Below are 23,815 nucleotides of genomic sequence, written 5' to 3'. Positions count from 1 at the left end.
TAAAAATTTCTTCGGGAAGGCTTTTTTTATATCAATTTACGTTTTGGGGAAATTTCTATTTCCGGCGCACAAAGATACGTATTAAGGCCTTGTTAGCATCGTTCAAAATGAATGCATTTATTTGCCATATACAATCACAAAACGCTTATTTTTGCCCCACAATAAAAAAAAGAGGGTCAATAGAAGAGTTGCCGTCTTTTAACTACATTTAAATTTTTAAGCCTCCCACCACCATGCTCAACAGACGGCATATTCGTATTAAAGTCATGCAGGCGCTCTATGCGCTTTCCCAAGCTGAAAATAACAATTTAATTAAAGAAGAGAAATTTTTAAGGTCGAGTATTGCCCAGATGTACGACCTTTATCTGGTCATGGTAGATCTTATCATTGAAGTGCATGCGCATGCCATTGAATACCAGGAACGGTCACAGCAAAAAATGCTGGCCACTGCTGAAGATAAAAATCCCAACCGTCGCTTTGTGGATAATGAGCTGCTGGTAAAACTTGCAGCTAATGAGGAGCTTAAAAAAGAACTCGAACAAAGAAAACTCAACAACTGGAGGCTTGACAGTGAATATGTAAACATCATTTTTGAAGAGTTACTGCAGAGTGATATTTACAAGATCTATATGGAGAAAGCGCAAACTTCTTTCAAAGAAGATCGTGCTTTTGTCATAGAATTTTTTAGTGAGCTCATTGCGCCAAATGATAAACTTTACGATTATCTGGAGGATTATCGCATCACATGGACAGATGATTTCCCGGTAATTAATACTACAATCGTTAAGAAATTAGGTAAGATAAAACCCAATTCTCCTGAAACTTCCATTTTGCCTAAGCTATACAAAGATGCCGAAGATGAGCATTTTGCCAGAAATCTATTGCGACGTTCTGTAGAAAATGATTCTATGCTTGAGGCTGAGATTGAAGGGAACACGCCCAACTGGGATCAGGATAGAATTGCGATCCTGGATAAGATATTACTAAAAATGGCTTTAGGGGAATTTTTACTATTTTCTTCGATACCTATTAAAGTAACAATCAATGAGTATCTCGAGCTGGCCAAAGAATATAGCACTCCTAAAAGTAGTGTTTTTATCAATGGTGTACTTGATCGCCTTGTAAAGCAATATGCTAATGAAAAGCGCCTAAACAAAATAGGGCGTGGTCTAGTGGAGTAATTAAAAATTTGTATTTTTGAACCTTAAAATTTAGGATTATGAAAAAATTAGTGATTACCTTAAGTGCAGTACTAGCACTTGGATTTACTTCTTGTAAAGATAAGGGCAATGCTTCTAATATGGTTAAAAGCGAGAATGTTGAAATGGCTGCCAGTAGGGATGCCAGTTCATCTTCTATGGCCACTATGGAGTTTGAAGAGACTGAGTTTGACTTCGGTAAAATTTCCCGTGGAACCAATGTGGAGCATGTTTTTAAATTTAAGAACAATGGCGACGCGCCCTTAGTGATTGTCAACGCAACCAGTACTTGTGGCTGTACCGTTCCTGAACCTCCAAAAGAGCCAATCGCTCCAGGTGAAGAAGGCGAACTTTTAGTAAAATATAATGGTAGTGGTCTTAACGAAGTGACTAAAGTCGTTACGGTAACTGCAAATACGCAAAATGGTTCTGAACAATTAAAGATCAAAGCCTTTGTTGAACCTGCTGACGGAACCGCACCAGCTAAAAGCTAATTTATGGGAATGGAAAATTTAACCCAATTTTTGCCTATAATTTTAATGGTACTGGTTGTGTATCTTTTTATGATACGCCCACAGATGCAACGGCAAAAAAAGGAGAAGAAATTTGCTGAAGAGCTCAAAAGAGGGGATCGCGTTGTTACTAAATCTGGACTTCATGGTAAAGTGCTGGAATTGAATAATGATGGTACCTGTATTCTAGAATCTGGTGCTGGCAAGTTAAAATATGAACGTTCTGCGCTTTCATTAGAAATGAGCAAGAAATTGAATGAACCAGCTACTCCTGTTAAGAAATAGGTTTAGCTGAATTCTATATAAAACATAAAAAAATCCGTGCCCGGCACGGATTTTTTTATGTTTATAATTAAGAGCGAACTAGTTCAAACGCGGTTGTTTCTTTCATCAATTAGATCAATTTTTTATATATCTATCGCAAGCTCGGCGATTTTTACAATTACTTCCGTGGCTTTGACCATGCTCTCTGCCGGTACATATTCAAACCTTCCATGAAAGTTATGGCCCCCTGCAAAGATATTGGGACAGGGTAATCCCATAAAAGAGAGTTGAGAGCCATCTGTACCACCACGTATGGGTTTTATTATAGGTTTTATGCCAGTCGCCCGCATCGCTTTTTCCGCAAGATCAACGATATGCATCATAGGTTCGATTTTCTCGCGCATGTTTTTGTACTGATCCTTAATCTGGATAGTAATGATCTCCTCCTCATATTGAGCATTGATCTCTTCGGCCAGTTTGAAAATAAAAGCCTTTCTCGCGTTAAAATGCTTCGTATCATGATCTCTTATGATATAATCAAGGTGGGTCTCTTCAACGTCTCCCCTGATCCCATTAAGATGGAAGAAACCTTCTCGATCACTGGTATGTTCTGGTGTCTCCATACGGGGCAGCGAGTTGATAAAATCCTGTGCAATATATATGCTATTACGCATTTTACCTTTTGCGTACCCCGGGTGAACGCTCTTTCCTTTAATTGTAATCTTTGCCCCGGCTGCATTAAAATTCTCATACTCGAGTTCACCAAGCTGACTCCCGTCCATTGTATATGCCCAGTCTGCCCCAAATTTTTCAACATCGAATTTGTGTGCGCCTCGCCCTATTTCCTCGTCTGGAGTAAAGCCTATTTTTAAGGTTCCGTGTTTAATTTCGGGATGCGCAATCAGGTAGGAAAATGCTTCCATTATTTCGGTAATACCTGCCTTGTCATCTGCTCCCAGTAATGTGTTTCCATCTGTTGTAATAAGTGTTTGTCCCTTATAATCCAGAAGCTCATCAAATTCAGTGGATCGCAGTACAATGTTTTTTTCCTGATTGAGCGTAATATCCTGTCCATCGTAGTTGTCTATACGCTGGGGATTTACTCCTGTTCCCGTAAAATCTGGTGTTGTATCATAATGCGCTATAAAACCTATTACCGGTACCTTTTCAGATACATTTGCGGGAAGACTTGCCATTATATACCCATTGTTGTCAATGCTCACATCATCAAGTCCCATCTCTTTTAATTGCCTTGCCAGTAGCCGGGCCAGATCCCATTGTTTTGCGGTACTGGGAGTTTCATTACTCAAAGGATCACTTTGGGTATCGATTTTCACGTAGGTTAAAAATCGGTCAATGAGTTTATTTTTATCGATCATTTGTTGTTTTTATAAGTTAGTAAAACTAGAAGAATGTAATGGGGATGACAAGTAAAAAAACGCTGTTGTCTAATAAATCTGGAGTTTGAGTCTTTAAATGACTAATTTTGTAGTATAACCCACTATATGTATACAAAGATTTTAAGACCCCTACTTTTTAAGTTTGACCCAGAAAATGTTCATCATTTTAGTTTTAAAATGATCAAAATCATAAACAAACTTGGCTTGGGGCCTCTTGTAAGGTCACTTTATACCATAGAAGATAAGCGACTTGAAAGAGAGGTTTTTGGGCTTAAATTTAAGAATCCAGTGGGACTTGCGGCTGGTTTTGATAAAGATGCGAAACTTTATAACGAACTTTCTAATTTTGGTTTTGGCTTTATAGAAATAGGTACTTTAACACCAAAACCTCAGGCAGGTAATCCTAAAAAGCGTCTTTTTCGCTTGAAAGAAGATCATGCCATTGTGAACCGTATGGGTTTTAATAATGGTGGTGTGGATGAAGCGGTAAAGCGACTCAGAAAAAATAAAGGCGTCCTAATAGGCGGGAACATAGGTAAGAATAAATCTACCCCGAATGAAGATGCAGCTTCAGATTATATCTACAGTTTTGAGGCGCTTTTTGATTATGTTGATTATTTTGTAGTAAATGTTAGTTCGCCTAATACTCCTAATTTAAGGGAATTACAGGAAAAGAGGCCTTTAAAGAAATTGCTCAATGCCCTTATGAAAATAAATGGTGGCGTAGCACGAAAACCAAAACCCATATTGCTCAAGATTGCCCCAGATCTCACTGATACCCAACTTATGGATATTATTGATATAGTTGAGAGTACGGGTATTGCAGGTGTGATAGCGACAAATACAACCACAGACCGTCAAAATCTTAGTAGTAATAATAAAAAGGAACAGGGCGGTCTTAGTGGTAAACCATTAAAAAAGAAATCTACTGAGATCATTAAATTTCTTTCGCAACACAGTTCAACACACTTTCCCATAATTGGCGTAGGAGGGATCAATAATGCTGAAGATGCTCTTGAAAAGCTTGCAGCCGGTGCATCGCTTATTCAAGTATATACCGGTTTTATATATGAAGGACCAAATATTATAAAAGAAATTAACATGAAATTAATAAATAGAACCCCTTAAATATCGTTGTTTGTCGATATTTTCACTATTTTTGACCGATTTTTATAATAAATTCATTTGAGTGTAAAGTTGAAGAAAATCAAATATGGAATACCCAATATATTAAATTTTGGGTTATTTTTCATTTTTATATATCTGAACTTTTCAATAAGTCTTTGGTCCCAGTCAAAGGTAATCGACTCTTTAAAAGAAGCTATTGAAAAGACTTCACATGATACCTTGAAAATAGATTTATATAATAGGTTAAGTCTTGAATATCTCTATATAGATCCAGATTCTGCCCTTGCCTATATTGATACTTTAAAATTAATAGGGGAAAATTTTTCTAACGATCGTGCTCTCGCTGCTGCAAATAATAGAAGGGGTGTATATTATATGATAACTAGCAACAATACGAAAGCTATGTTAGAATTAATTAAGGCAGAGAAGTATTATTCTAATGTAGGTGACACTACGAAATTAGCTGGGGTATATAATAATCTGGGGGCAAACGATTTTTATATAAAAGATTACAATAGCAGTCTATATAATTATAAAAAGGGTTTAAAAATACTGGATCGTTTTCAGCACCCCGAGCTTTATCTTGTTTTTGTTTTAAATCTCAGTGAGGTTAACCTTGAACTCAAGCAATTAGATAGTGCCGTATTTTATGCTGAACAGGCAATTGATCTTAGTTTACGGCTTAAGGATAAGAGAAAACTCGCAACAGCCTATTATCACATGGGTACGGCACGTTTAAAGATGCAAAGTTACCCAGAAGCTTTGAGCTATCTTATTCAGGCTTTGACCTACAAAGATATACCCATTCAATACGATACGCGTGCCAGAATATACAAAGTAGGTAGTTTAGTGGGGCTTGATAGAATGGGAGAAGCGAAAGTTCAGCTTAATGAGCTTGAAGAAAAAGTCCTAAATGCCAGTGATAAAACGATAATTATGCAGTTTTATCAAATTAAAAGTCAATTTTATAAAAGTAGTGGCCAGTTTGAAGAAGCGCTTGTTTATGCAGAGAAATACCAAGTATTAAATGAAGAGCTTCAAAATATTGATCAAGTTCAAATAAGAGAAAATCTTAAGGTTAAATCGAACATATCTCAAAAAGAGAATGAGAACAAACTATTAAGGCATGAAGCAGAATTAAATAACCTTAAAATTATTAATCAGCGCAATCTCATTTGGAGCGTTGGGGTTTTTATTTTTATTCTATTAATACTGGTTTTGGTCCTTAGTAGAATGTATGAAGTTAACCAGAAAGCAAACATTCGCTTGCAGACAAAACAAAAAGTTCTAAATAGAGATAATAGAAATCTAGAAAAACAAAATACGCAAAAGAACAATCTATTTTCTATTGTGGCACATGATGTAAAAAGTCCACTTGGAGCTATAATGACAAGCATAAATATGCTGAAGGATAACATAAGTGATTTTAGTGAACAAGAATTAAACCTGCTCACATCAGAATTGAGCAGGCAGGCCGAAAGTTTATATAATCTGTTGGACGGCGCCCTTACCTGGACTAAATCACAAATGGAAGGTTATAAGTTTTATCGCAAAAACCTTAATGCCTGTACCGTGATACAGTCAATTATAGATGTTGAGCGCGTCTCCATTAGCAAAAAAGAGTTAACCATAACAAATCAAATACCAGAAGATTTTGAGGTTTATGCAGACGCCCAGGTAATAGAAGTGGTAATGAGAAATTTAATAAACAATGCTATTAAGTTTACCGTCCCAGGAGGTACCATACGATTTGAAGCGAGCACTAACGAAAAGGAGTCCCGTTTATCAGTTATAGATAACGGTTTAGGGATAAGTCAGGACAAAATAGATCAGATTTTTGTAGAACGACAACGATATACACGTAAAGGTACTGGTGATGAAGTGGGTAATGGCATAGGACTGATATTATGCAGTGAAATTGCAAAAGCAATGGGTGGAGGCATTGAGGTTAAAAGTACTGTGGGCAGAGGTTCTAATTTCACCTTGGTAATACCTAAATGTAAAGGAGAATGACCTCTATTGAATTTTGCTTATCAAGTGTATCCTTAAATTGTATATTTGATATAGAATTGATCAAATGCCAGAAACTATAAAAGTAGTGGAATGCCCAAGAGATGCTATGCAGGGCATAAAAAAACCTATACCTACCGAAAAGAAGATACAGTATATTCAGGCTTTATTGCGTTGTGGTTTTGACACTCTTGATTTTGGCAGTTTTGTCTCGCCCAAAGCCATACCACAAATGCAGGATACCGCAGACGTTCTGTCCGGTCTGGATTTAACCAGGACAAATACAAAATTACTTGCCATTGTTGCCAATGCTCGAGGGGCAGAAGATGCTTCTCAGCACGAAAACATTGATTATCTGGGTTATCCATTCAGTATTTCTGAAAATTTTCAGATGAGGAATACCCACAAAACAATTGAGCAATCTGTGGATGTTTTAAAAGAAATCCTTGAGACGGCAAATAAAGCAAATAAGGAAGTAGTGACGTATATATCAATGGGTTTTGGCAATCCTTATGGTGATCCCTGGAATGTGGAAATTGTCGCAGAATGGGCAGATAAATTGGCTAGTATGGGAGTAAAAATCCTTTCCTTATCTGATACTGTGGGAAGTTCTGATGCAGAGACCATACATTATCTTTTTTCCCACCTTATTCCAAAATACCCGACCATAGAATTCGGGGCGCATTTGCATACCACGCCTGGCGCCTGGTTTGAAAAATTAAATGCGGCATATACTGCAGGTTGTAATCGTTTTGACGGTGCCATTCAGGGTTATGGGGGATGTCCCATGGCAAAAGATGAGCTCACGGGAAATATGCCTACTGAAAAAATGTTATCGTATTTTAACACAAAGAAAATAGATACTGGCGTTCGTCCCATGAGTTTTGAGTCTGCACATAATGAAGCGTCCAACCTTTTTTTGAATTATCATTAATCATAAGTTTCTGTTTAATACAGAAAAATCCCCTAAAATGGTCAATTTATGAGGTTTTTGATCCGTTTTATTAAGTACTATGATTGTGTCAGTTCTATCATCAATTCTATTTCAGAAGCTAGGGCATCTGTGCTTCCAGAATAACCTACGGCTTTAAATTTCACACGACCATCAGGTCCCAGAACAAATTTAGTGGGAATACCATCAACACCATACTCACTTACTACTTTATATTCCCTGCTGCCTTCTTCCAGGGGCACATCCATTAGAACATTAAATGAATACTTGTTTTGTTTGATAAATTCACTAACGCTTTCCATTCGCTCTTCGCCGGTGCTGCTCTCCCAGGTATCAACAAATAAAAACGCAACATTAGGATCATCTTTAAACTTGTCAACAGCCATTTGCATGCCCGGAAAAGAACTTTTGCAAGGACCGCACCAGGTTGCCCAAAAGTCTAAAACCACCGTTTTTCCCTTGAGATCTGCGAGTGTTACTTGTTCTCCATCAAGATTTATAAGGCTGAATTGTGGTGCCTCATCGTCAATCATACTTTCTTTAAGGTCTGACTTTGCCTTTTTCTTTGCGGTCTCTTCTAAGGCGATTAAATAACCTTCAAAGTCTTCTTGCTTTTTGCCGCCGTTAGTATACGCTTCTTTTAAGAATTCCTTGATTTTTGTTGTAGCCGCATTTTCTTTAATAAAAACCTCAGCATTAGATTGTGCTTTATCATACTGATGATCAGCGATTAAATATTGAATATAGTGCTCATTTGTTTCTGGGTTTTTGCCATTACCTATAGCTTTTTCCTGATAAGAAAGCGCATCTTTGATTTTTCCTTCCTTGAAAAGTATAAAAGCATACGTATCAATGTACATTTTTTCAGAACCTTCTAGCTGGTCTTTAAATTGGCTTTCTGTAAGATAATTGGGTTTGTTTTCAGGATTTTCCAATAACTCTTCCATTAAATCTAAAGAACGTTTGGAAATTTTTAATGCAAAGTCCAGCTGTTTATCCTGACCGGCCATTTCCCAGGCCTGATAATTATAAAGGCTTGCCAGTTGGTCCTTATCCTCAATTTTTGAAGCATATTGCAGAAACTTCTCAGTATTGCCTTTTTCCATATAACCCACCGCGAGCTGTTGTAAGGCATGTGGCCTTATCCAAGAAGACTTTTCAAAAGAAGTGTCAATTTCTGCAAATTTTCCCTCCTTTTCTTCAACAGTTGTCAACTCCAATAATTCCCTATAACTTTTTTCGTTGGCAATTGTACCCATTGCATAGTCCTTTGTTGCCAGCTGTTGAATAGAATCGCTGGCATCCTCGTTCCCCAGAATTCTGTATAACGAGGTCAACTGGTCATAATCTTCCTCGCTGAGATTTGTTTTATTCTTATAGCGTTCTGAATATTCTGCAGCAAGATTTTTAGCCAGTGTATCATCCGCACGTTTAATAAAACCAAAATATTCAGGGATTAATTTCTCTTTATTTGCCGAATTATTTTTAAATGAACTTTTCAACTGTTCTGCAGCTTCTTCTGGCTGAAATTTTATTTCTGCGAGATAACTGCCCATTCCAGATTTAAAATGGAGTGCGCTTAATGTGCTGCCAGGAATTTCATTACCATCTTTATCATAAAGTTCATAGACATAGCCGCTATCATTATTAGTATCCATCTTTTTATCTGCCTTAAATAAAAAGGCAATAGCCGTAGCGGAATCTGGGATTTTAATAGTTTCAATAAAGGTTGTATCCCCATTCTCTACATTCAGATCCTGAGCATATACTTCATCATCTACGATAACGTACAAAATGCTCTGCAGGTCAACTTTAGCGGTACCTGTCGCAGCCTTTTTATACTTGAGCCGAACGCTTTCACCGCGCATAGGTTTTTCAGTAGAAAGGGAAAGATTGCCATTTTGCGACCATCTTTCTTCAGATTTCTTATCACAGCTAGCCAAAACTGACAAAGCCAAAAATGCAAGTGCTATTTTATTCATGCGTTTAATTGTTAGTTCTATAAATAACTCGCTGTTAAGGTACTAAAATCGAATATTATATTTGTAAAAGATGTTAAAACTACATTTATTTATCTCTGACATAAAAAATCCCTGCCATTTTAGGAACAGGGATTTAAGGATTTTAGATGGAATTTAGCCTATAAATCCAACCGGGGATTATTATAATCATTAGATTCATCCCTTTTGCTTTCTGCTTTCTTTTTTGAAAATGTCCTGGTTTTTGTTTTTTTGGTACTTGATGTATTTTCTGTTGAAATGCCGTCACCTTTGATTTTAGAAATGATCTCTTTAAAGTGTTCACCCGCTGCCTCACGACCACCTAATCCATAACTAAGGGCGACAGCCACTGCAATCGCTCCCAGGATAAGACCAAAGGCCAGTTCTACGATTTCATTGGCAATACCCATGGTGCGTAGGGAAATCGCAAGAAATAGTGCTAGTGTTGCCCAGCGGACAATCTTGGCAACAAAACTGTTATTTTCCGCTTTGCTCATTGTTGTGTAGATCATTAGCGAAATGTAATTACCTATAGCAAGGATAAGTATCCCAAAAATGATCTGTCCGGTTACCTCCAGAATCTGGTTCAAAGTTTCGGTTAACATATAAAGACCCAAAATTTCTACGGCGGTAATAATCCCAAAAAATACTATAAAAAAGTAAATGATATTGGCAACAAGAGCGGAAAGGGATTGATCTGTACCTATCATGTTTTCGATCTGAATTTTTGCGCCAAAGCGGTCCATACCTATTCCCTTGAACAAATCCTTCAAGAAGTCTGTTAGGTATTTACCACCCCAAACAAAAATCACGATAATCGCACCGGCAATAAGGATATCGCCTATCATTTCAGTAAAATTATAAAGGATGTTGTTCGCCGGTTCAGAAATGGCATCAAGTCCCAGAGCATTAAATGCCTGTATCAAAAAAGGGATAAAAATGACGATAAATACCACTTTTTTGACAATATTTACAAGTTTATAGGTGTCTTTAAAGCTGGTTTTATCTATGATCTTATCTAAAAAACTACCCCCTATATTGATAAGGTTTGAAACAAATTTTGCAAGTACGTATCCTATAAATCCTATGAGGGCCGCACCCACAAAGTTGGGAATGAAGGAAAGGAATTTATCAAGCATATTTTCCAGGGGAACGAGCACCTGATTTATGCCCAGAATTTCAAGAACGATCAGCAGGACAATGATCATTATAATATAATAGAATATGTTTCCCAGAAAGATATTTGTGTCTCCAACATCTGTTCTACTGAAAACCTTCTCGTCCCACGATGTTCTATTAAGAAGATTGACAACCAGCATTTTTATACCTTTTGCAATGAGCCAGCCCACAAAAAGAACAAGTAACGCGCCTAAAAGGTTCGGTAAAAAATGGGTAACCTGATTGGCAAAGTATTGTAATTGATTTTCCATAACGATAGTAGATTAGTTGAAGTTTAAAATTGGCAATTTTGGAATATTATAAAATTGGGAAGACTAAAATAAGATAATTGGTAGACAAAATGCTTTTGTGAAACGCGCTATCTTCTTTAGGTTTCCTTAGGTTACAAAAAAAATCCGTCACCGGAGAAAAAATTCAGGTGACGGCTTATTGTTTGATGTATTGTTGAAATTTAAAGATCTACAACTACTTCCCTTATTTTAGTGAGTTTTGTCAATAAATTCTCCAATAGGCTAATATCAAGCATATTTGCACCATCACTTTTAGCGTTTGCGGGATCAAAGTGGGTTTCTATAAAGAGGCCATCAGCTCCTGCTGCGATGCCAGCCCTGGCCATAATATTGATAAGTTCTGGCCTTCCGCCGGTTACTCCGCTAGATTGATTGGGCTGCTGCAAAGAGTGGGTGACATCAAGTACGGTAGGGGCGAACTGACGCATGGTGGGAATACCCCGAAAATCCACGATCATATCCTGATAGCCAAACATAGAACCGCGCTCTGTGATAATTACCTGCTGGTTTCCACTTTCGGTAATTTTGTTTACCGCATGTTTCATACTTTCGGGACTCATAAACTGGCCCTTTTTTATATTAACCACTTTACCCGTCTCTGCGGCAGCAACAAGAAGATCGGTCTGGCGTGCGAGGAAAGCAGGGATCTGTAAAACGTCAACGTATTGAGCAGCCATTGCAGCATCACTATTTTCATGAATATCTGTAACGGTGGGAACATCAAAAGTGTTTGATACTTTTTCAAGGATTTTCAGCGCTTTTTCATCACCTATACCTGTAAAACTATCTGCACGGCTCCGATTGGCTTTTTTGAAACTACCTTTAAAAATATAAGGAATCTTCAATTTATCAGTGATTTTCACTACTTTTTCGGCAATTCTTAAAGCCATTTCCTCACCTTCAATGGCACAGGGCCCAGCCATCAGGAAAAAGTTAGTACTGTCAGCGTGTTTTATTTTTGGTATCAAATCAAGTTGCATAGTATTTTATTTTAATGGGCAAAGATACGGTTTTAGAAGGAGGGGTTTAAAGGCATTTATAATGCTTGAACTGAGAAAAAATTTTTGAAAAAGGCATTTCTACGATTACCTATTACCTTAGTATCAATTTTTTTATGAGTTCGCGTCCCAGTTCTTCATTGAGATTTGCAATTATTCTTTCATTGCCATAGGCCAGTTCTGCTCGCAATACAGACGAACTTAATTGAACAAATAAGCGATCGCCATCTAGTTTTGTCTGCGTGGTGTATTTTACGATGGCAGGACCCATAACATTTGCCCAGGCCTGAGCAACGTCCACTTTATCCATACCTTTTTGCAGTTTGTTATCGGTCACAAAAGCTCCAAGTACATCTTTAAGTGATTTTGGGTCTGTGTCTCGTTTCGACATACTTTTATTAATTATTTCAATTATTATTGATATTGTTCGTGCTGTTCAAATTTTTATAAGCATTCAAAATTCTAAACCTAATCTTAAAGCGGTTTACTCTTCCTGAAGTAAACCATCTTCGCGCAGGTCTATTAGTTTGTGCCGGGAATAGGTATAAATCATACCCTTTTGATTTTTGACTTTTAAATTTTCTTCATTGGCTTCAAGCACGGTTTCTGTCCATTGATCATAAGCGGTTGTATACTCTAAACGCAGGCTGTCATCCTTTATGGAAACCGATATATCTTCCGTATTGCCATTGGTTATAATCGTACCATCCAGGCGCGGCAATACTTTTGCCCTAAACCCGGTACTGTCCTCAATTTCTATATAATCAATGGTTTCACTAATGGAATAATCCTTATCGTTTCCGTACGGACTGTCAACACGCTGAATCTCCCAATATCCATTCAGAAAATCCTTTTGTTCTTCTGGACTATTTCCGCCGCAGGCGGTAAATAGTACGAGACCGAATAGCATGCCATAAAGCTGTACCTTTTTCATAGGTTGAAGATTTTATACGATTGATGGATTTCTTTTACAATGGCTTCGGTGCGCTCAGAATGCGTATCGGTTAGCAATAACTGGCCAAAATTGGCATCGTTTACCAGGTTTATGATCTGTGCGACCCGTTTTTCGTCCAGTTTGTCAAAGATATCATCTAATAACAACAATGGGGTTGTACCGCTCTGCTTTTTAATAAAATCAAACTGGGCAAGTTTTAAAGCGATCAGGAAAGACTTTTGCTGGCCCTGGGATCCAAATTTTTTGACATGATGACCTTCAATTTTCAACGAGAGATCGTCCTTATGTGTTCCCACGGTTGTGTATTGCATCATCCGGTCCTTTTGCAAGGCTTCCGTAAAAAGTTGGTCAAGCGGAGTATCCCGCAACTGACTCTTATACTTGAGCTGTACGGTTTCACGGCCACCACTAATGGCGGTATAGCGTTCCTGAAAAATAGGTTTGAATGCTTCTAGAAACGCACTTCGTTTTTTAAAGATGCGGGTTCCCAGTGCGGTCATTTGTTCATTGTAAATACCCAATGTATCTGGATCATACGTGCGGTTTGCGGCAAAATATTTTAGCAGCGCATTGCGCTGGGAAAGGATCTTAGTATAAGACATCAAATCGTTGAGGTAGGCGTTGTCGCTCTGGGAGATCACGCCATCAATAAATTTGCGGCGGGTGCTGCTGCCTTCAATGATCAGGTCGCGATCTGCTGGAGAAATGATGACCAGTGGTAAAAAACCGATGTGTTCAGAAAGACGCTCGTAAGCCTTCCCATTTCGTTTTATCAGTTTTTTTTGTCCGCGTTTTGCACTTACGATTACTTTCTCTTCCCGGTCGTTTTTTCGGTAATGACCGTCAATAACAAAGAAATCTGCATTGTGATTGATGTTTTGCGAAGTAACGGGATTGAAATAACTTTTTCCGAAGGAAAGATGGTAGACCGCATCAAGTACATTGGTTTTACCTACGCCATTGTCGCCCACAAAGCAGTTTATTTTTGCATCCAGTTCAAAGGAGCGGGAATCAAAATTCTTATAGTTTATTAAAGACAGCGAATTGAGGATCATATTATTAGGGAAATTCAGCAAAAAATGCCCGTTAATGGGAAGTTTTTGAGGTAAAATAGCAATTTTTAGAACCAGAACCTAATCTAAAGACCCGTATAAACCCATGCAATTTCCCATGGGAAAATTACCTTTTACAATCGTTGCCAAATTCAAAAACTTATAGGTAAATAAATAAAAATAAGTGTCCCGAAGGTGCAAATTATTGAAAAATAACAAAACAAACCACCTGTCATATTAAATAAAAATTTTATTTTTGCGCCCAATAAAATAATACTATGGCCACATACAATAAGCGGGGAGGAAAACCAAAAACCAAACCAGAATCTGTAGATTTAGACGATTTTGATGAGGATGACAGCACCACGGCAGAGGTGTTTTCTAATCTTGATGAGGGAGCAAATAGAACAGAAGAATGGGTGGTCAAGAACCAGAAAGCCATCTTTATTATTGTTGGCGCAATCGCGCTGCTCGTATTGGCTTACCTTGCTTACGGTAAATTTATAGAAGAGCCACGGGAATTAGAGGCCTCTAATGAAATGTACCAGGCCCAGAATTATTTCAACGATGCCATTAACGGTGCCGCAGCTAAAGACTCGTTATACGGTCTCGCTTTAAATGGAGGTGAAGGAAAATATGGGTTTCTTGATATTATAGATAATTATGGCGGTTCTAAGGCCGGTAACCTTGCGCAGTATTATGCTGGTATGGCTTATCTGAACACCAATAAATATCAGGAAGCTATCGATTATCTGGAAGATTTTAATAGCGATGATGATGAATTAATGCTTGCGCCATTGGCTAAAGGAGGCATAGGTGATGCATTTATGCAGCTCAACCAACCAGAACAAGCGCTGGATTATTATGAGCAGGCCGCTAAAATCAGAACAAATGATTTTACGACCCCGCGATTTTTAATGAAGGCAGCATTGACTGCCCTGGAGCTTAAGGATAATGCTAAGGCAGAAGAGTTTTTAAACCGAATCCAGGAGGAATATCCTGATTCACCCGCTGCTGTTAACGTGCCATTATACATGGGCATGGCTAAAGCATCTAACTAATTTTAACTATATGGCGACGACAAATTTGTCTGCGTACGATAAAACAACAATCCCAAATGCGAAAGATTTTCGGTTTGGGATTGTTGTTTCTGAATGGAACCCAGAAATTACAAACGGACTTTTTCAAGGGGCATTTGATGCTTTTTTGGACTGCGGAGCGCTCAAGGAAAACATCGTACGATGGAATGTTCCCGGGAGTTTTGAGCTGATTTATGGCTGCAAGAAAATGACCCGTAGTTTTGATATGCTTGACGCGGTTATTGCAGTGGGCTGTGTGATTCAAGGCCAGACCAAACATTTTGATTTTGTTTGTGAAGGGGTTACCCAGGGAATCAAAGATTTGAATATACAGGGAGATATACCCGTAATTTTTTGTGTACTTACAGACAATACACAACAACAATCCATAGACCGTAGCGGTGGTAAGCATGGCAACAAAGGCACTGAGGCTGCAATCGCGGCGATAAAAATGGCGCAGCTGCGAAAAGATTCTAAATTTTGACGACCAGCAGGAATTCAATTCCTGTGGAAGTTTAGAACCTGCTCACAAAGTAATAATTAAATTTTAAAGACCTCACAGATGTATAAACTTGTGAGGTCTTGCTATTTATATAAAGAGAGTTGGAATGCTTTTTGACGTAACTATAATGAGCCTACTTAGGCTAAGGTAGGTAGTTACAATTATCGTAAATTTGAAGCACGAGCGTTATGGGAATTTTAAAGACAAGAAAAAATAAGAAGTACAGCTACAGTCCCCGTCATTATGAGGGGAGCGGTAGCCCATACAAACTGGAATCCAAGTTTGATAAATTTCGTACCTCTACATTAGAAAATAAAGGATTAAAAGGTAAGTTTACTACCGCTTGGGATGATTTTAAGCACAATCCAGATAAAAAAGCAAACCGTACGGTGCTTATCGTACTTGCAGTCCTGATTTTTCTTTTCCTCTATATTATTGATTTTGACCTTTCCATCTTTTTAAGATAACTCACCGCATGACCGATATCATCAAGCTTTTACCTGACCATGTGGCCAATCAGATAGCGGCAGGGGAAGTTGTACAACGTCCTGCTTCCGTGGTTAAGGAGCTGCTTGAAAACGCGGTAGATGCCGGTGCTACACATATAAAATTACTTATTAAAAATGCCGGTAAAACGCTGGTTCAGGTCATTGATGATGGCAAGGGGATGAGCGATACAGATGCCCGACTCAGTTTTGAACGGCACGCTACTTCAAAAATCAGTACGGCAGATGATCTTTTTAGCTTACATACAAAAGGTTTCCGTGGGGAGGCGCTGGCTTCTATTGCTGCAATTGCACATGTAGAACTCAAAACACGTACAGAAGACGAGGAAGTGGGAACACGCATAGAAATTGAGGGAAGCCGCTTAAAAACGCAGGAAATCACCGCTACGCTGAAAGGAACGAGTATTGCCGTTAAAAATCTATTTTTCAATATTCCCGCAAGGCGGAACTTCTTGAAGTCTGACGCAGTGGAACTTCGGCATATCATCGATGAGTTTCACCGTGTGGCACTCGCGCATGAGTCCGTTTCTTTTATGATGTACAATAACGATGGCGAACTTTTCAACCTTCCGGAAAGTAATAAACGGCAGCGTATCGTTAATATTTTTGGCGGAAAAACCAATGAAAAACTGGTTCCGGTACTTGAAGATACTGAAATTGTAAATATTCATGGCTTTATCGTTAAGCCCGAGTTTGCAAAAAAAACCAAGGGAGAGCAGTTTTTCTTCGTAAATGACCGTTTTATCAAACATGCTTATTTGAACCATGCGGTAACATCAGCATTTGATGGGCTGCTACCAGATCGTGCACGGGCAAGCTATTTTCTTTATATGGATGTAGATCCCAAGACCATAGATATCAACATCCACCCTACAAAGACTGAAGTAAAATTTGAAGATGAGCATGCGGTCTATACGCTCATGCGCGCGGCGGTCAAGCATAGTCTGGGCCAATTTAATATTGCACCTGTGCTTGACTTTGAAAGGGATACCAATTTTGACACTCCTTATTCCTATAAAAACAAAGAAGCCGAAAGTCCGCGAGTGGAGGTAGACCAAAACTTCAATCCATTCAAAACCGAAAATAAAGTCTCTTCATCAAATTTTACGGGTTCTCACTTTCATAAAAATGAATCCACTGGTTGGGAGCAGGCCTTTGAAGGTTTGGATACTAAACGAAGCATTCGGAAATCAGGATTTAGTCATCTACAGGTAGAGGTAGATCAGGAAACAGAAACTATATTTGAAGAGCATGAGAGTAGGGGGAATTCTGGCAAGGGGATGGATCAGTCCCGTGGGGGCGCCACGTATCAATTGCACAATAAATATCTAGTAAGCACGATCAAGAGTGGTATGTTGGTCATAGATCAACACCGTGCACACCAGCGTATTTTGTATGAAGAATTACTTAAAAATATTACAGTAAAAGAGTCTGTGAGCCAACAATTGCTTTTTCCACTTCGCTTGGATTTTAACGCCTCCGAAATTGCTATTTTTGCGCAACTCAAAGAATCGCTTGAGAATACCGGTTTTGTAATTGATCTTACGGAAGAACATATGGTAGGAATTTCTGGTATACCTTCAAGCATTCAGGAAAGTGAGGTGAGTATTGTACTGGAGCAGTTGCTTGACGACGTACAGCACGAAGTTCCAGATGCCGGTTTTAGCCAGACTGATGTACTTGCAAAAAGTATGGCAAAGAGTATGGCAGTGCGTCCAGGAGAAAGCCTGAACGAGGCTTCGCGGGATCATCTTTTAAATACTTTGTTTGCATGTAAGGAGCCTAATTTATCTCCTTTCAATAAAAAAACGTTCATCACGATCACCGTAGATGAACTAGACAGGAAATTTAGCGCTCATTAAAAAAGCCTTCAGCCCCATGGGAAGAATAACCGAAACCGTAAAAATACTTTTAATCGTAAATGTGATCTTCTATCTGGGGACCATGTTTATTGTTCCGCAAGCTTTCGATTTTTTTTCGCTATGGTTCCCTGAGAACCCCAATTTTGAATTTTGGCAGCCGTTTACGCATATGTTCATGCATGACCAGAACAGTATATTCCATATACTTTTTAATATGTATGCGCTCTGGGCCTTTGGTAGTCCCGTGGAACAATTGCTGGGGCAGAAAAAGTTTATTTTCTTCTACTTTTCGGCAGGATTGGGAGCGGCGCTTATACATACCCTGGTAGGGTATTACCATTATCAAGCAGGTTACGATGCATTATTGAGCGCTGGTTTTAGTCCGGCGGAAATTCAGGATGTTCTTGAAAAAGCCTTTGATGGGATAAGGAGAACAGGACAATATTCATATCCCAGTATAGAAGCGGCAGATAAAGTACAGGGTATGATTGCCGCATATTCCACTTCTGCAGTGGGGGCTTCTGGTGCGATTTACGGAGTTCTGGTCGCTTTTGGAATGATGTTCCCTAATGTTGAATTGTTTCTTATCTTCGTGCCGATTCCCATAAAAGCCAAATTTTTTATACCAGGATTGTTGCTTCTTGATCTATTTTCTGGCGTTACGGGATTTTCGCTTTTCGGTCAAAATATAGCCAACTTTGCCCACCTGGGTGGCGCACTGTTCGGCTTCATTATGATTTGGTACTGGAAGCGAAATAGTTTTAATAACCAACGGTGGAATTAGATGAATTCAAGTAATTTAAGCTATCAATTCAAAACAGCGAATGTACTGATCAAGCTTATCCTGGTCAATGTTCTTGTATTCCTATGCTTTCTCATCATCCCGTGGATATTCAAAATTGACCCCGGGAGTGCGATGCGCTGGTTTAGTTTACCGTCATCGCTTGGGGAATTTATTTTACAGCCCTGGAGTATTCTTACCTACGCATTTTTGCATGCGGGCTTTTGGCATATTTTCTGGAATATGCTAATTCTATATTGGTTTGGTAGTCTGGTGCTCAATATCTTTCAGGAAAAGCGATTTTTGACTATTTACCTCCTTGGTGCTATAGCGGGGGGTGCACTTTTTATTTTGACCTATAACCTATTTCCGGTATTCGAAGACGTAAAGGGCGCCGCGGTACTTGTGGGAGCTTCTGCTGCAGTGCGTGCCATCATGATCTTTATTGCCACGTATTCGCCCAATACCGAAGTAAGGGTTATCTTTTTTAACGTGAAATTGTGGCATATTGCTGTTTTTGTTTTGCTTTCTGACCTAATACAGATGCCCAGCTCTGCTAACGCGGGTGGACTTGTAGCACATCTGGGTGGGGCGATCTTTGGTTATATTTATGGCAGGCAATTGTTAAAGGGTAATGATATAGGTGAAGGCTGGGAGCGATTATCTGATAGTGTTGTGTCTATTTTTAAAAAGAAAGAGAAAGCGTCCAACATGAAAACAGTATATAGAAATGCGAATTCAGCTTCTAAGAGCACAAAAGGGGGCCCTAAACCTTCAAAAACAGAACAACAGCGTAAAATAGATACTATTTTGGACAAAATAAGTAAAAGTGGATATGACAGTTTAAGCAAGTCAGAAAAAGATTTTTTGTTTAAAGCAGGTAAAGATTCTTAATGAAATCACTTAGTTTTCTTAATAAGATCGCATTTTTCCTCAATGCACTGTTGGCATGTATGTTATTAATGGGTTATTTAATTCGTTTTATTCCTCCGCATTTTTATCCTCCTCTTTCTGTATTAACACTTGCCATACCTTTTCTAATAATAGGAAATTTACTTTTCGTCCTGTATTGGCTATTTCAGTTCAAAAGGCATTTTTTGGTTTCGGTTTTCGTTTTACTTATAGGTTTTTTTCAGGAAGCCACACTTTTTGAGTTTTTTGGGAAATCATTAGAAGAAGAGGGTTCATTCAAAGTCATGACTTTTAATGTGCGTATGTTCAATTTCAACAACGCTTTAAAAGATGTAAATGTTCCCAGGGAAATTGAACAGCTGATCGCTAAAGAAGATCCCGATATTTTAAGTTTTCAGGAATATACACTGGTAACTTCCTTTAACCTTGATGGATATCCTTATAAATATTTTAAGTTACAGGGAAATAGCTCCAGTTTTGGACTTTCTATATTTTCAAAATATAAGATTGTAAATCAGGGTTCACTTGATTTCCCAGACAGTATGAATAATGCAATATTTGTAGACGTCCTGAAGGATGAAGATACATTGAGGATTTACAATCTACATATGCAAACGTTGGCACTTCAACCTCAAATAGGTAATTTGCGGCAAGAAGATTCAAAGCAATTATTGGGAAGGTTAGGACAATCCTTTAAACAGCAGGAGGAACAAACTGAAATGGTACTTGCACATCAAGCAACCTGCAAGTATCCTATGGTTGTGAATGGAGACTTCAACAATACGGCATACTCTTATGCCTATCACAAAATACGAGGTGATAAAAAAGATACTTTTGAAGAAGCAGGTTCAGGATTTGGTCGCACATTTATTTTTGATTTTATCCCTATACGTATAGATTTCATACTTGTCGATCCTCAAATAGAGGTACTTGATTTTCATAACTATGAGCAGGAGCTTTCAGATCATTATCCTATCATGACACAACTGAAGCTTTGACAACAAGCATCTGGTAAAGATTTATATATCAATACACTTGCTGCTCAAAATTTACATTACAATTAAATACTTCTTTTTATCAGATTTTGAAAAGTAATTTAAAACTAAATAATTAGATGGCAGTAATTAATGATAATGGAATTATTTTTCTGCGATAATTTTCTGCGCTTCATTTTTATACTGATGTAGAAATAAGGGAATGAATTTTTAGCAATCTTTAGACGGTATAATTACACGTTTTGTCTATATTTGAATATTATTCACCTTAGATTCATGTTCATTTTTTCAAATATATGTAAGATTTATGTAGTTGTTTTCCAAATTATTTATTTTGGAACATATTTTTCTTCTTTTTCACAGCATATTTCTACGGTTAAAAGCTTGGATTCTATATTATTACAAGCCGAAAAAGCTACGGATGAACTACGTAATGAAGCCGCAATTACTAAGGCCGCACAACTTATAGATCGTGCAAAGATCAATAATGAATATAATTATTTATTTTATGGGTATGATCTTTTAGGTCAAAATCACCTCTATCTCAAGGATACCAGTGTAGCTGGAGAATACACAAGCAAAGCACTGGATTATGCCCTTAAATCTAAAAATGATACACTTATCGTTACTGCTTTTAAAAATAGGGCAGCATGGTTGGGACTAAGTGAAAAAAGTAGGGGTGAAGCTATAAAAATGTACCAATCGGCTTTAAAAATAGCCAGAAAATCTGTTAGGGATCATATTGCCGCACCCGCTCTTGATCTAGCCAGTCTTTATCACAAAATGGCTAAATATGAGTTAATGCCTCGTAATTTGCGTGAAGCGGAAGAGAATCTTCAGGGATTAAAATATGATGTCACAAAGGAGGAGATTCAATTAAATATTCTCTGGGGAGATTATTTTAAAGAAGAAAATGGCAATAACCTGGTAGCAGAATATTACAATATTTCCTATAACCTTATAAAAAACAGAAATGATCCCGCATTAGCCCTGGATTTTTATCCCAGGTATGCTCAATTTTTAAATTCAATAGATAGTTCGCAGGTTGCGTATAAGATCCAAGTGGAGTATCAAAAAATCAAAGATGATCTAGAAAATGAGAGACGGGAAGAAGAAGTTCAAAAAGCAATGGCAGCGGCAGGAGCTGATGAGCTGAGAAGGCAGCGTAATGAAGCAGAACTTCGGGAAATGCTCGTTGATGAAAAGTTACAGCGTAAGAACACACAGTATACGCTCATGTTCATTCTTACCGTACTGATGTTGTTTTTTATTATTTATATGTATATCAGTACTCGTATGCGGAAGTCCCTGATAAAAGACTTAAAATACAAAAATACAGAGCTAAAAGCTGCTAAAGAGTTAGCCGAAGATAGTGTTTTGGCTAAAAGCGAGTTTTTTTCTACTGTCAGCCATGAAATGAGAACTCCACTCTATGGCGTTACGGGTATGGTAAATGTGTTACAAAATTCGAAGGCGGCTGACGGCTTTCATGAAGAATTTGATTCCCTGAAATTTAGTGCACTTCATCTGCTTGAGATCATAAATGACCTTTTAGAACTTTCTAAGCTTGACGATAATTCTTTTGAGTTTCACGAACATCCGTTTGAGATCGATTTGTTTGTACGTGAAATCATAAAATCCTTTGAGAAGTCTCAACTCAAGAACAGTAATAAGATACATTATATTCCCGAGGGCGATTATCCCAAAATATTTATTGGTGATAGTCGTCGCATTGCTCAGGTCTTAATAAATCTAATCAGTAATGCTATTAAATTTACCGTAGATGGGGATATTTATATTAGACTTTCCTGTGCATATCTAGAAGGTTCCATGCGCAAATTGCACTTTGACGTTGAGGACACCGGCCACGGAATACCAAAAAGTAGCTTAAAATCAATTTTTAAAGAATTTAATCAGATAGAAAGTCCAGGAATAGAGCGAAAGATGGGAACAGGGTTAGGTTTGCCCATCGTACAAAAAATACTAAGGAAAATGAACTCTGAAATTTCCGTAGAAAGTGAGCTCGGTAAAGGTAGTACATTTAGTTTTGATATATGTCTGCAAGAAGCTCATCCTCAGGATTTTGAAAATGAAAATTTACGACTATTAGGAAATAGTCTGGAACTTGACAAAACGCTGCATTCCTCAAAAATATTGATTGTGGATGATAATAAAGTCAATAGAATCGTAACACAGCGCTTACTAGAGCAAAAACATGTGGTAGTTATGACCGCTGCAGGAGGCAAAGAGGCCATTCAGCTCATGCTGAACGATGTGTTTGATCTTATCTTAATGGATTTACAAATGCCGGAGATGGATGGATTTGAAACAGTAATTGCGCTGAGGAAATTTGATTCATCAACCCCTATTATTGCCCTTACGGCTTCAGAGATTCACACTATGAAAGAACGTCTTCAGGAATGTGGCTTTAATGATTCTGTGACAAAACCATTCAACCTACAGGATTTTTATGCTTTAATTGCCAAAAACTTATCCAGCGAACCAAGAATACCCATTTCTTAATACACCACTTACTATTAACCTCCTTGACCTAGTCCCAGTTCTATAGAATTCAGAAAATTCTTGCTATTGGGGCCTTCATTAAAAATTAGGTCTAAAATAGAAACTTGCGGGTTAAAACCGGTTGTATCAGCAAACACTTGGTCGTATTTAGGGATCGCTACAAAGGTATTCTTGTTTTTAGCATTTGCCAGGGCTCTTCTATTTAGAAGTTTCGGATTTTGCTCGTATGATGTAGTAAACTCTATATTTTTTGAAATTTCCATCATGTTGAGAAGTAGCTTGATACTTTTCAGATTGAACTCTTGCAAAAATTTTTGCCCCGTAGTATAGAGTGGTGCTAGATCATCCTCGTAGAATTCAAAAAAAGGCGAGGATCTATAGGCAATTTGTATGGAGCGCCAATGCTGTCTTTGCCATAAAAAATTGTTCTCTATAAGTGCGTCGCTTGTTTTTTTATGACCGGAAGCCTGATTGTGTCTAATAGGAATTGTCAAACCTAAGCTTCCATTTGCTGTATTTATGTAGGTTCGGTTCCTATAACTCTGTTTTTGATAATTATCTTTTAATTCAAAAACGACCTGATCCGCCTGAGCAATGTGGGCCATAGTAGTAATAGATGGTAGATACGTGGGGATGATTAGAATATTTTTCAAGAGCTAAAGATTAAAAATCAAAAATAGTATGAAATAAGAAAAGAGCCTAAATTTTTTAAAATT

At 38.0% G+C, this 23,815-nt stretch carries 22 protein-coding genes; 14 read left to right on the top strand and 8 right to left on the bottom strand.

The window, feature by feature from the left end:
* The first annotated feature begins 233 nt into the window (after positions 1-233).
* From P162_RS01265 to yajC, 3 genes are read left to right on the top strand one after another with little or no spacing between them, the layout of a single operon-like run.
* The gene (locus P162_RS01265) at positions 234-1,181 is read left to right on the top strand and encodes a transcription antitermination protein NusB (RefSeq protein ID WP_164076173.1); all 948 of its coding nucleotides are present in this window, start codon (positions 234-236) and stop codon (positions 1,179-1,181) included.
* A gap of 38 nt (positions 1,182-1,219) precedes the next feature.
* Complete coding sequence (locus P162_RS01260) at positions 1,220-1,693, top strand: DUF1573 domain-containing protein (protein WP_031425380.1); 474 nt, start codon at positions 1,220-1,222, stop codon at positions 1,691-1,693.
* 9 nt (positions 1,694-1,702) lie between these two features.
* The gene (gene yajC / locus P162_RS01255) at positions 1,703-1,996 is read left to right on the top strand and encodes a preprotein translocase subunit YajC (protein WP_031425379.1); all 294 of its coding nucleotides are present in this window, start codon (positions 1,703-1,705) and stop codon (positions 1,994-1,996) included.
* A 122-nt stretch (positions 1,997-2,118) separates the two neighbouring features.
* Here the strand turns inward: yajC and pepT are convergent, their stop codons facing one another.
* The gene (gene pepT / locus P162_RS01250; RefSeq protein ID WP_031425378.1) at positions 2,119-3,354 is read right to left on the bottom strand and encodes a peptidase T; all 1,236 of its coding nucleotides are present in this window, start codon (positions 3,352-3,354) and stop codon (positions 2,119-2,121) included.
* 126 nt (positions 3,355-3,480) lie between these two features.
* Here pepT and P162_RS01245 point away from each other — a divergent pair, with 126 nt between their 5' ends.
* The 3 genes from P162_RS01245 to P162_RS01235 all read left to right on the top strand — a co-directional run bounded on the left by P162_RS01245 (position 3,481) and on the right by P162_RS01235 (position 7,447).
* Entirely contained in the window at positions 3,481-4,503 is a 1,023-nt protein-coding gene (locus tag P162_RS01245; protein WP_031425377.1) for a quinone-dependent dihydroorotate dehydrogenase, read from the top strand.
* 69 nt (positions 4,504-4,572) lie between these two features.
* Complete coding sequence (locus P162_RS01240; RefSeq protein WP_031425376.1) at positions 4,573-6,516, top strand: tetratricopeptide repeat-containing sensor histidine kinase; 1,944 nt, start codon at positions 4,573-4,575, stop codon at positions 6,514-6,516.
* 64 nt (positions 6,517-6,580) lie between these two features.
* Positions 6,581-7,447, top strand: a complete 867-nt coding sequence (locus P162_RS01235) for a hydroxymethylglutaryl-CoA lyase (RefSeq protein ID WP_031425375.1) — start codon at positions 6,581-6,583, stop codon at positions 7,445-7,447.
* 77 nt (positions 7,448-7,524) lie between these two features.
* Here P162_RS01235 and P162_RS01230 read toward each other — a convergent pair whose 3' ends face one another.
* The 6 genes from P162_RS01230 to recF all read right to left on the bottom strand — a co-directional run bounded on the left by P162_RS01230 (position 7,525) and on the right by recF (position 13,942).
* The gene (locus tag P162_RS01230; protein WP_051907721.1) at positions 7,525-9,447 is read right to left on the bottom strand and encodes a TlpA disulfide reductase family protein; all 1,923 of its coding nucleotides are present in this window, start codon (positions 9,445-9,447) and stop codon (positions 7,525-7,527) included.
* A 158-nt stretch (positions 9,448-9,605) separates the two neighbouring features.
* On the bottom strand, positions 9,606-10,895 hold the full coding sequence (locus tag P162_RS01225; protein WP_051907720.1) for a mechanosensitive ion channel: 1,290 nt from the start codon (positions 10,893-10,895) through the stop codon (positions 9,606-9,608).
* A gap of 200 nt (positions 10,896-11,095) precedes the next feature.
* Positions 11,096-11,914 (bottom strand): 3-deoxy-8-phosphooctulonate synthase, encoded by an 819-nt coding sequence (gene kdsA, locus P162_RS01220; protein ID WP_031425372.1) that lies wholly within the window; start codon positions 11,912-11,914, stop codon positions 11,096-11,098.
* Between the two features lie 112 nt (positions 11,915-12,026).
* Positions 12,027-12,323, bottom strand: coding sequence for a DUF721 domain-containing protein (locus P162_RS01215; RefSeq protein WP_031425371.1), 297 nt, complete (start codon positions 12,321-12,323; stop codon positions 12,027-12,029).
* A 93-nt stretch (positions 12,324-12,416) separates the two neighbouring features.
* Complete coding sequence (locus P162_RS01210; RefSeq protein WP_031425370.1) at positions 12,417-12,866, bottom strand: lipocalin family protein; 450 nt, start codon at positions 12,864-12,866, stop codon at positions 12,417-12,419.
* Positions 12,863-13,942, bottom strand: coding sequence for a DNA replication/repair protein RecF (recF, locus tag P162_RS01205; RefSeq protein WP_031425369.1), 1,080 nt, complete (start codon positions 13,940-13,942; stop codon positions 12,863-12,865). Before recF ends, P162_RS01210 begins: the two co-directional genes overlap by 4 nt.
* A 275-nt stretch (positions 13,943-14,217) precedes the next feature.
* Here recF and P162_RS01200 point away from each other — a divergent pair, with 275 nt between their 5' ends.
* The 8 genes from P162_RS01200 to P162_RS01165 all read left to right on the top strand — a co-directional run bounded on the left by P162_RS01200 (position 14,218) and on the right by P162_RS01165 (position 23,099).
* On the top strand, positions 14,218-15,000 hold the full coding sequence (locus P162_RS01200; RefSeq protein ID WP_031425368.1) for a tetratricopeptide repeat protein: 783 nt from the start codon (positions 14,218-14,220) through the stop codon (positions 14,998-15,000).
* A gap of 10 nt (positions 15,001-15,010) precedes the next feature.
* Entirely contained in the window at positions 15,011-15,502 is a 492-nt protein-coding gene (gene ribH, locus P162_RS01195; RefSeq protein ID WP_031425367.1) for a 6,7-dimethyl-8-ribityllumazine synthase, read from the top strand.
* A gap of 206 nt (positions 15,503-15,708) precedes the next feature.
* Positions 15,709-15,987, top strand: a complete 279-nt coding sequence (locus P162_RS01190) for a hypothetical protein (RefSeq protein ID WP_031425366.1) — start codon at positions 15,709-15,711, stop codon at positions 15,985-15,987.
* Between the two features lie 8 nt (positions 15,988-15,995).
* A complete protein-coding gene (gene mutL / locus P162_RS01185) occupies positions 15,996-17,888 on the top strand; it encodes a DNA mismatch repair endonuclease MutL (RefSeq protein ID WP_031425365.1) in 1,893 nt (630 codons plus the stop codon).
* Between the two features lie 16 nt (positions 17,889-17,904).
* Positions 17,905-18,672 (top strand): rhomboid family intramembrane serine protease, encoded by a 768-nt coding sequence (locus P162_RS01180; protein ID WP_031425364.1) that lies wholly within the window; start codon positions 17,905-17,907, stop codon positions 18,670-18,672.
* Positions 18,673-19,563 (top strand): rhomboid family protein, encoded by an 891-nt coding sequence (locus tag P162_RS01175; protein WP_031425363.1) that lies wholly within the window; start codon positions 18,673-18,675, stop codon positions 19,561-19,563.
* Positions 19,563-20,579 (top strand): endonuclease/exonuclease/phosphatase family protein, encoded by a 1,017-nt coding sequence (locus P162_RS01170; protein ID WP_031425362.1) that lies wholly within the window; start codon positions 19,563-19,565, stop codon positions 20,577-20,579. The genes P162_RS01175 and P162_RS01170 overlap by 1 nt, the downstream gene beginning before the upstream one ends.
* Before the next feature lie 381 nt (positions 20,580-20,960).
* The gene (locus P162_RS01165; protein ID WP_164076171.1) at positions 20,961-23,099 is read left to right on the top strand and encodes a response regulator; all 2,139 of its coding nucleotides are present in this window, start codon (positions 20,961-20,963) and stop codon (positions 23,097-23,099) included.
* A 14-nt stretch (positions 23,100-23,113) separates the two neighbouring features.
* On the opposite strand, the gene P162_RS01160 is transcribed toward P162_RS01165, so the two are convergent.
* Positions 23,114-23,752, bottom strand: a complete 639-nt coding sequence (locus tag P162_RS01160; RefSeq protein WP_031425360.1) for a WbqC family protein — start codon at positions 23,750-23,752, stop codon at positions 23,114-23,116.
* Positions 23,753-23,815 lie beyond the last annotated feature (63 nt).

The sequence above is a fragment of the Flavimarina sp. Hel_I_48 genome, from assembly GCF_000733945.1.
In the GTDB taxonomy this organism is placed as follows: domain Bacteria; phylum Bacteroidota; class Bacteroidia; order Flavobacteriales; family Flavobacteriaceae; genus Leeuwenhoekiella.
Note: the sequence above shows the minus strand (reverse complement) of the source record. Positions and strands in the feature narration are given on the sequence as shown.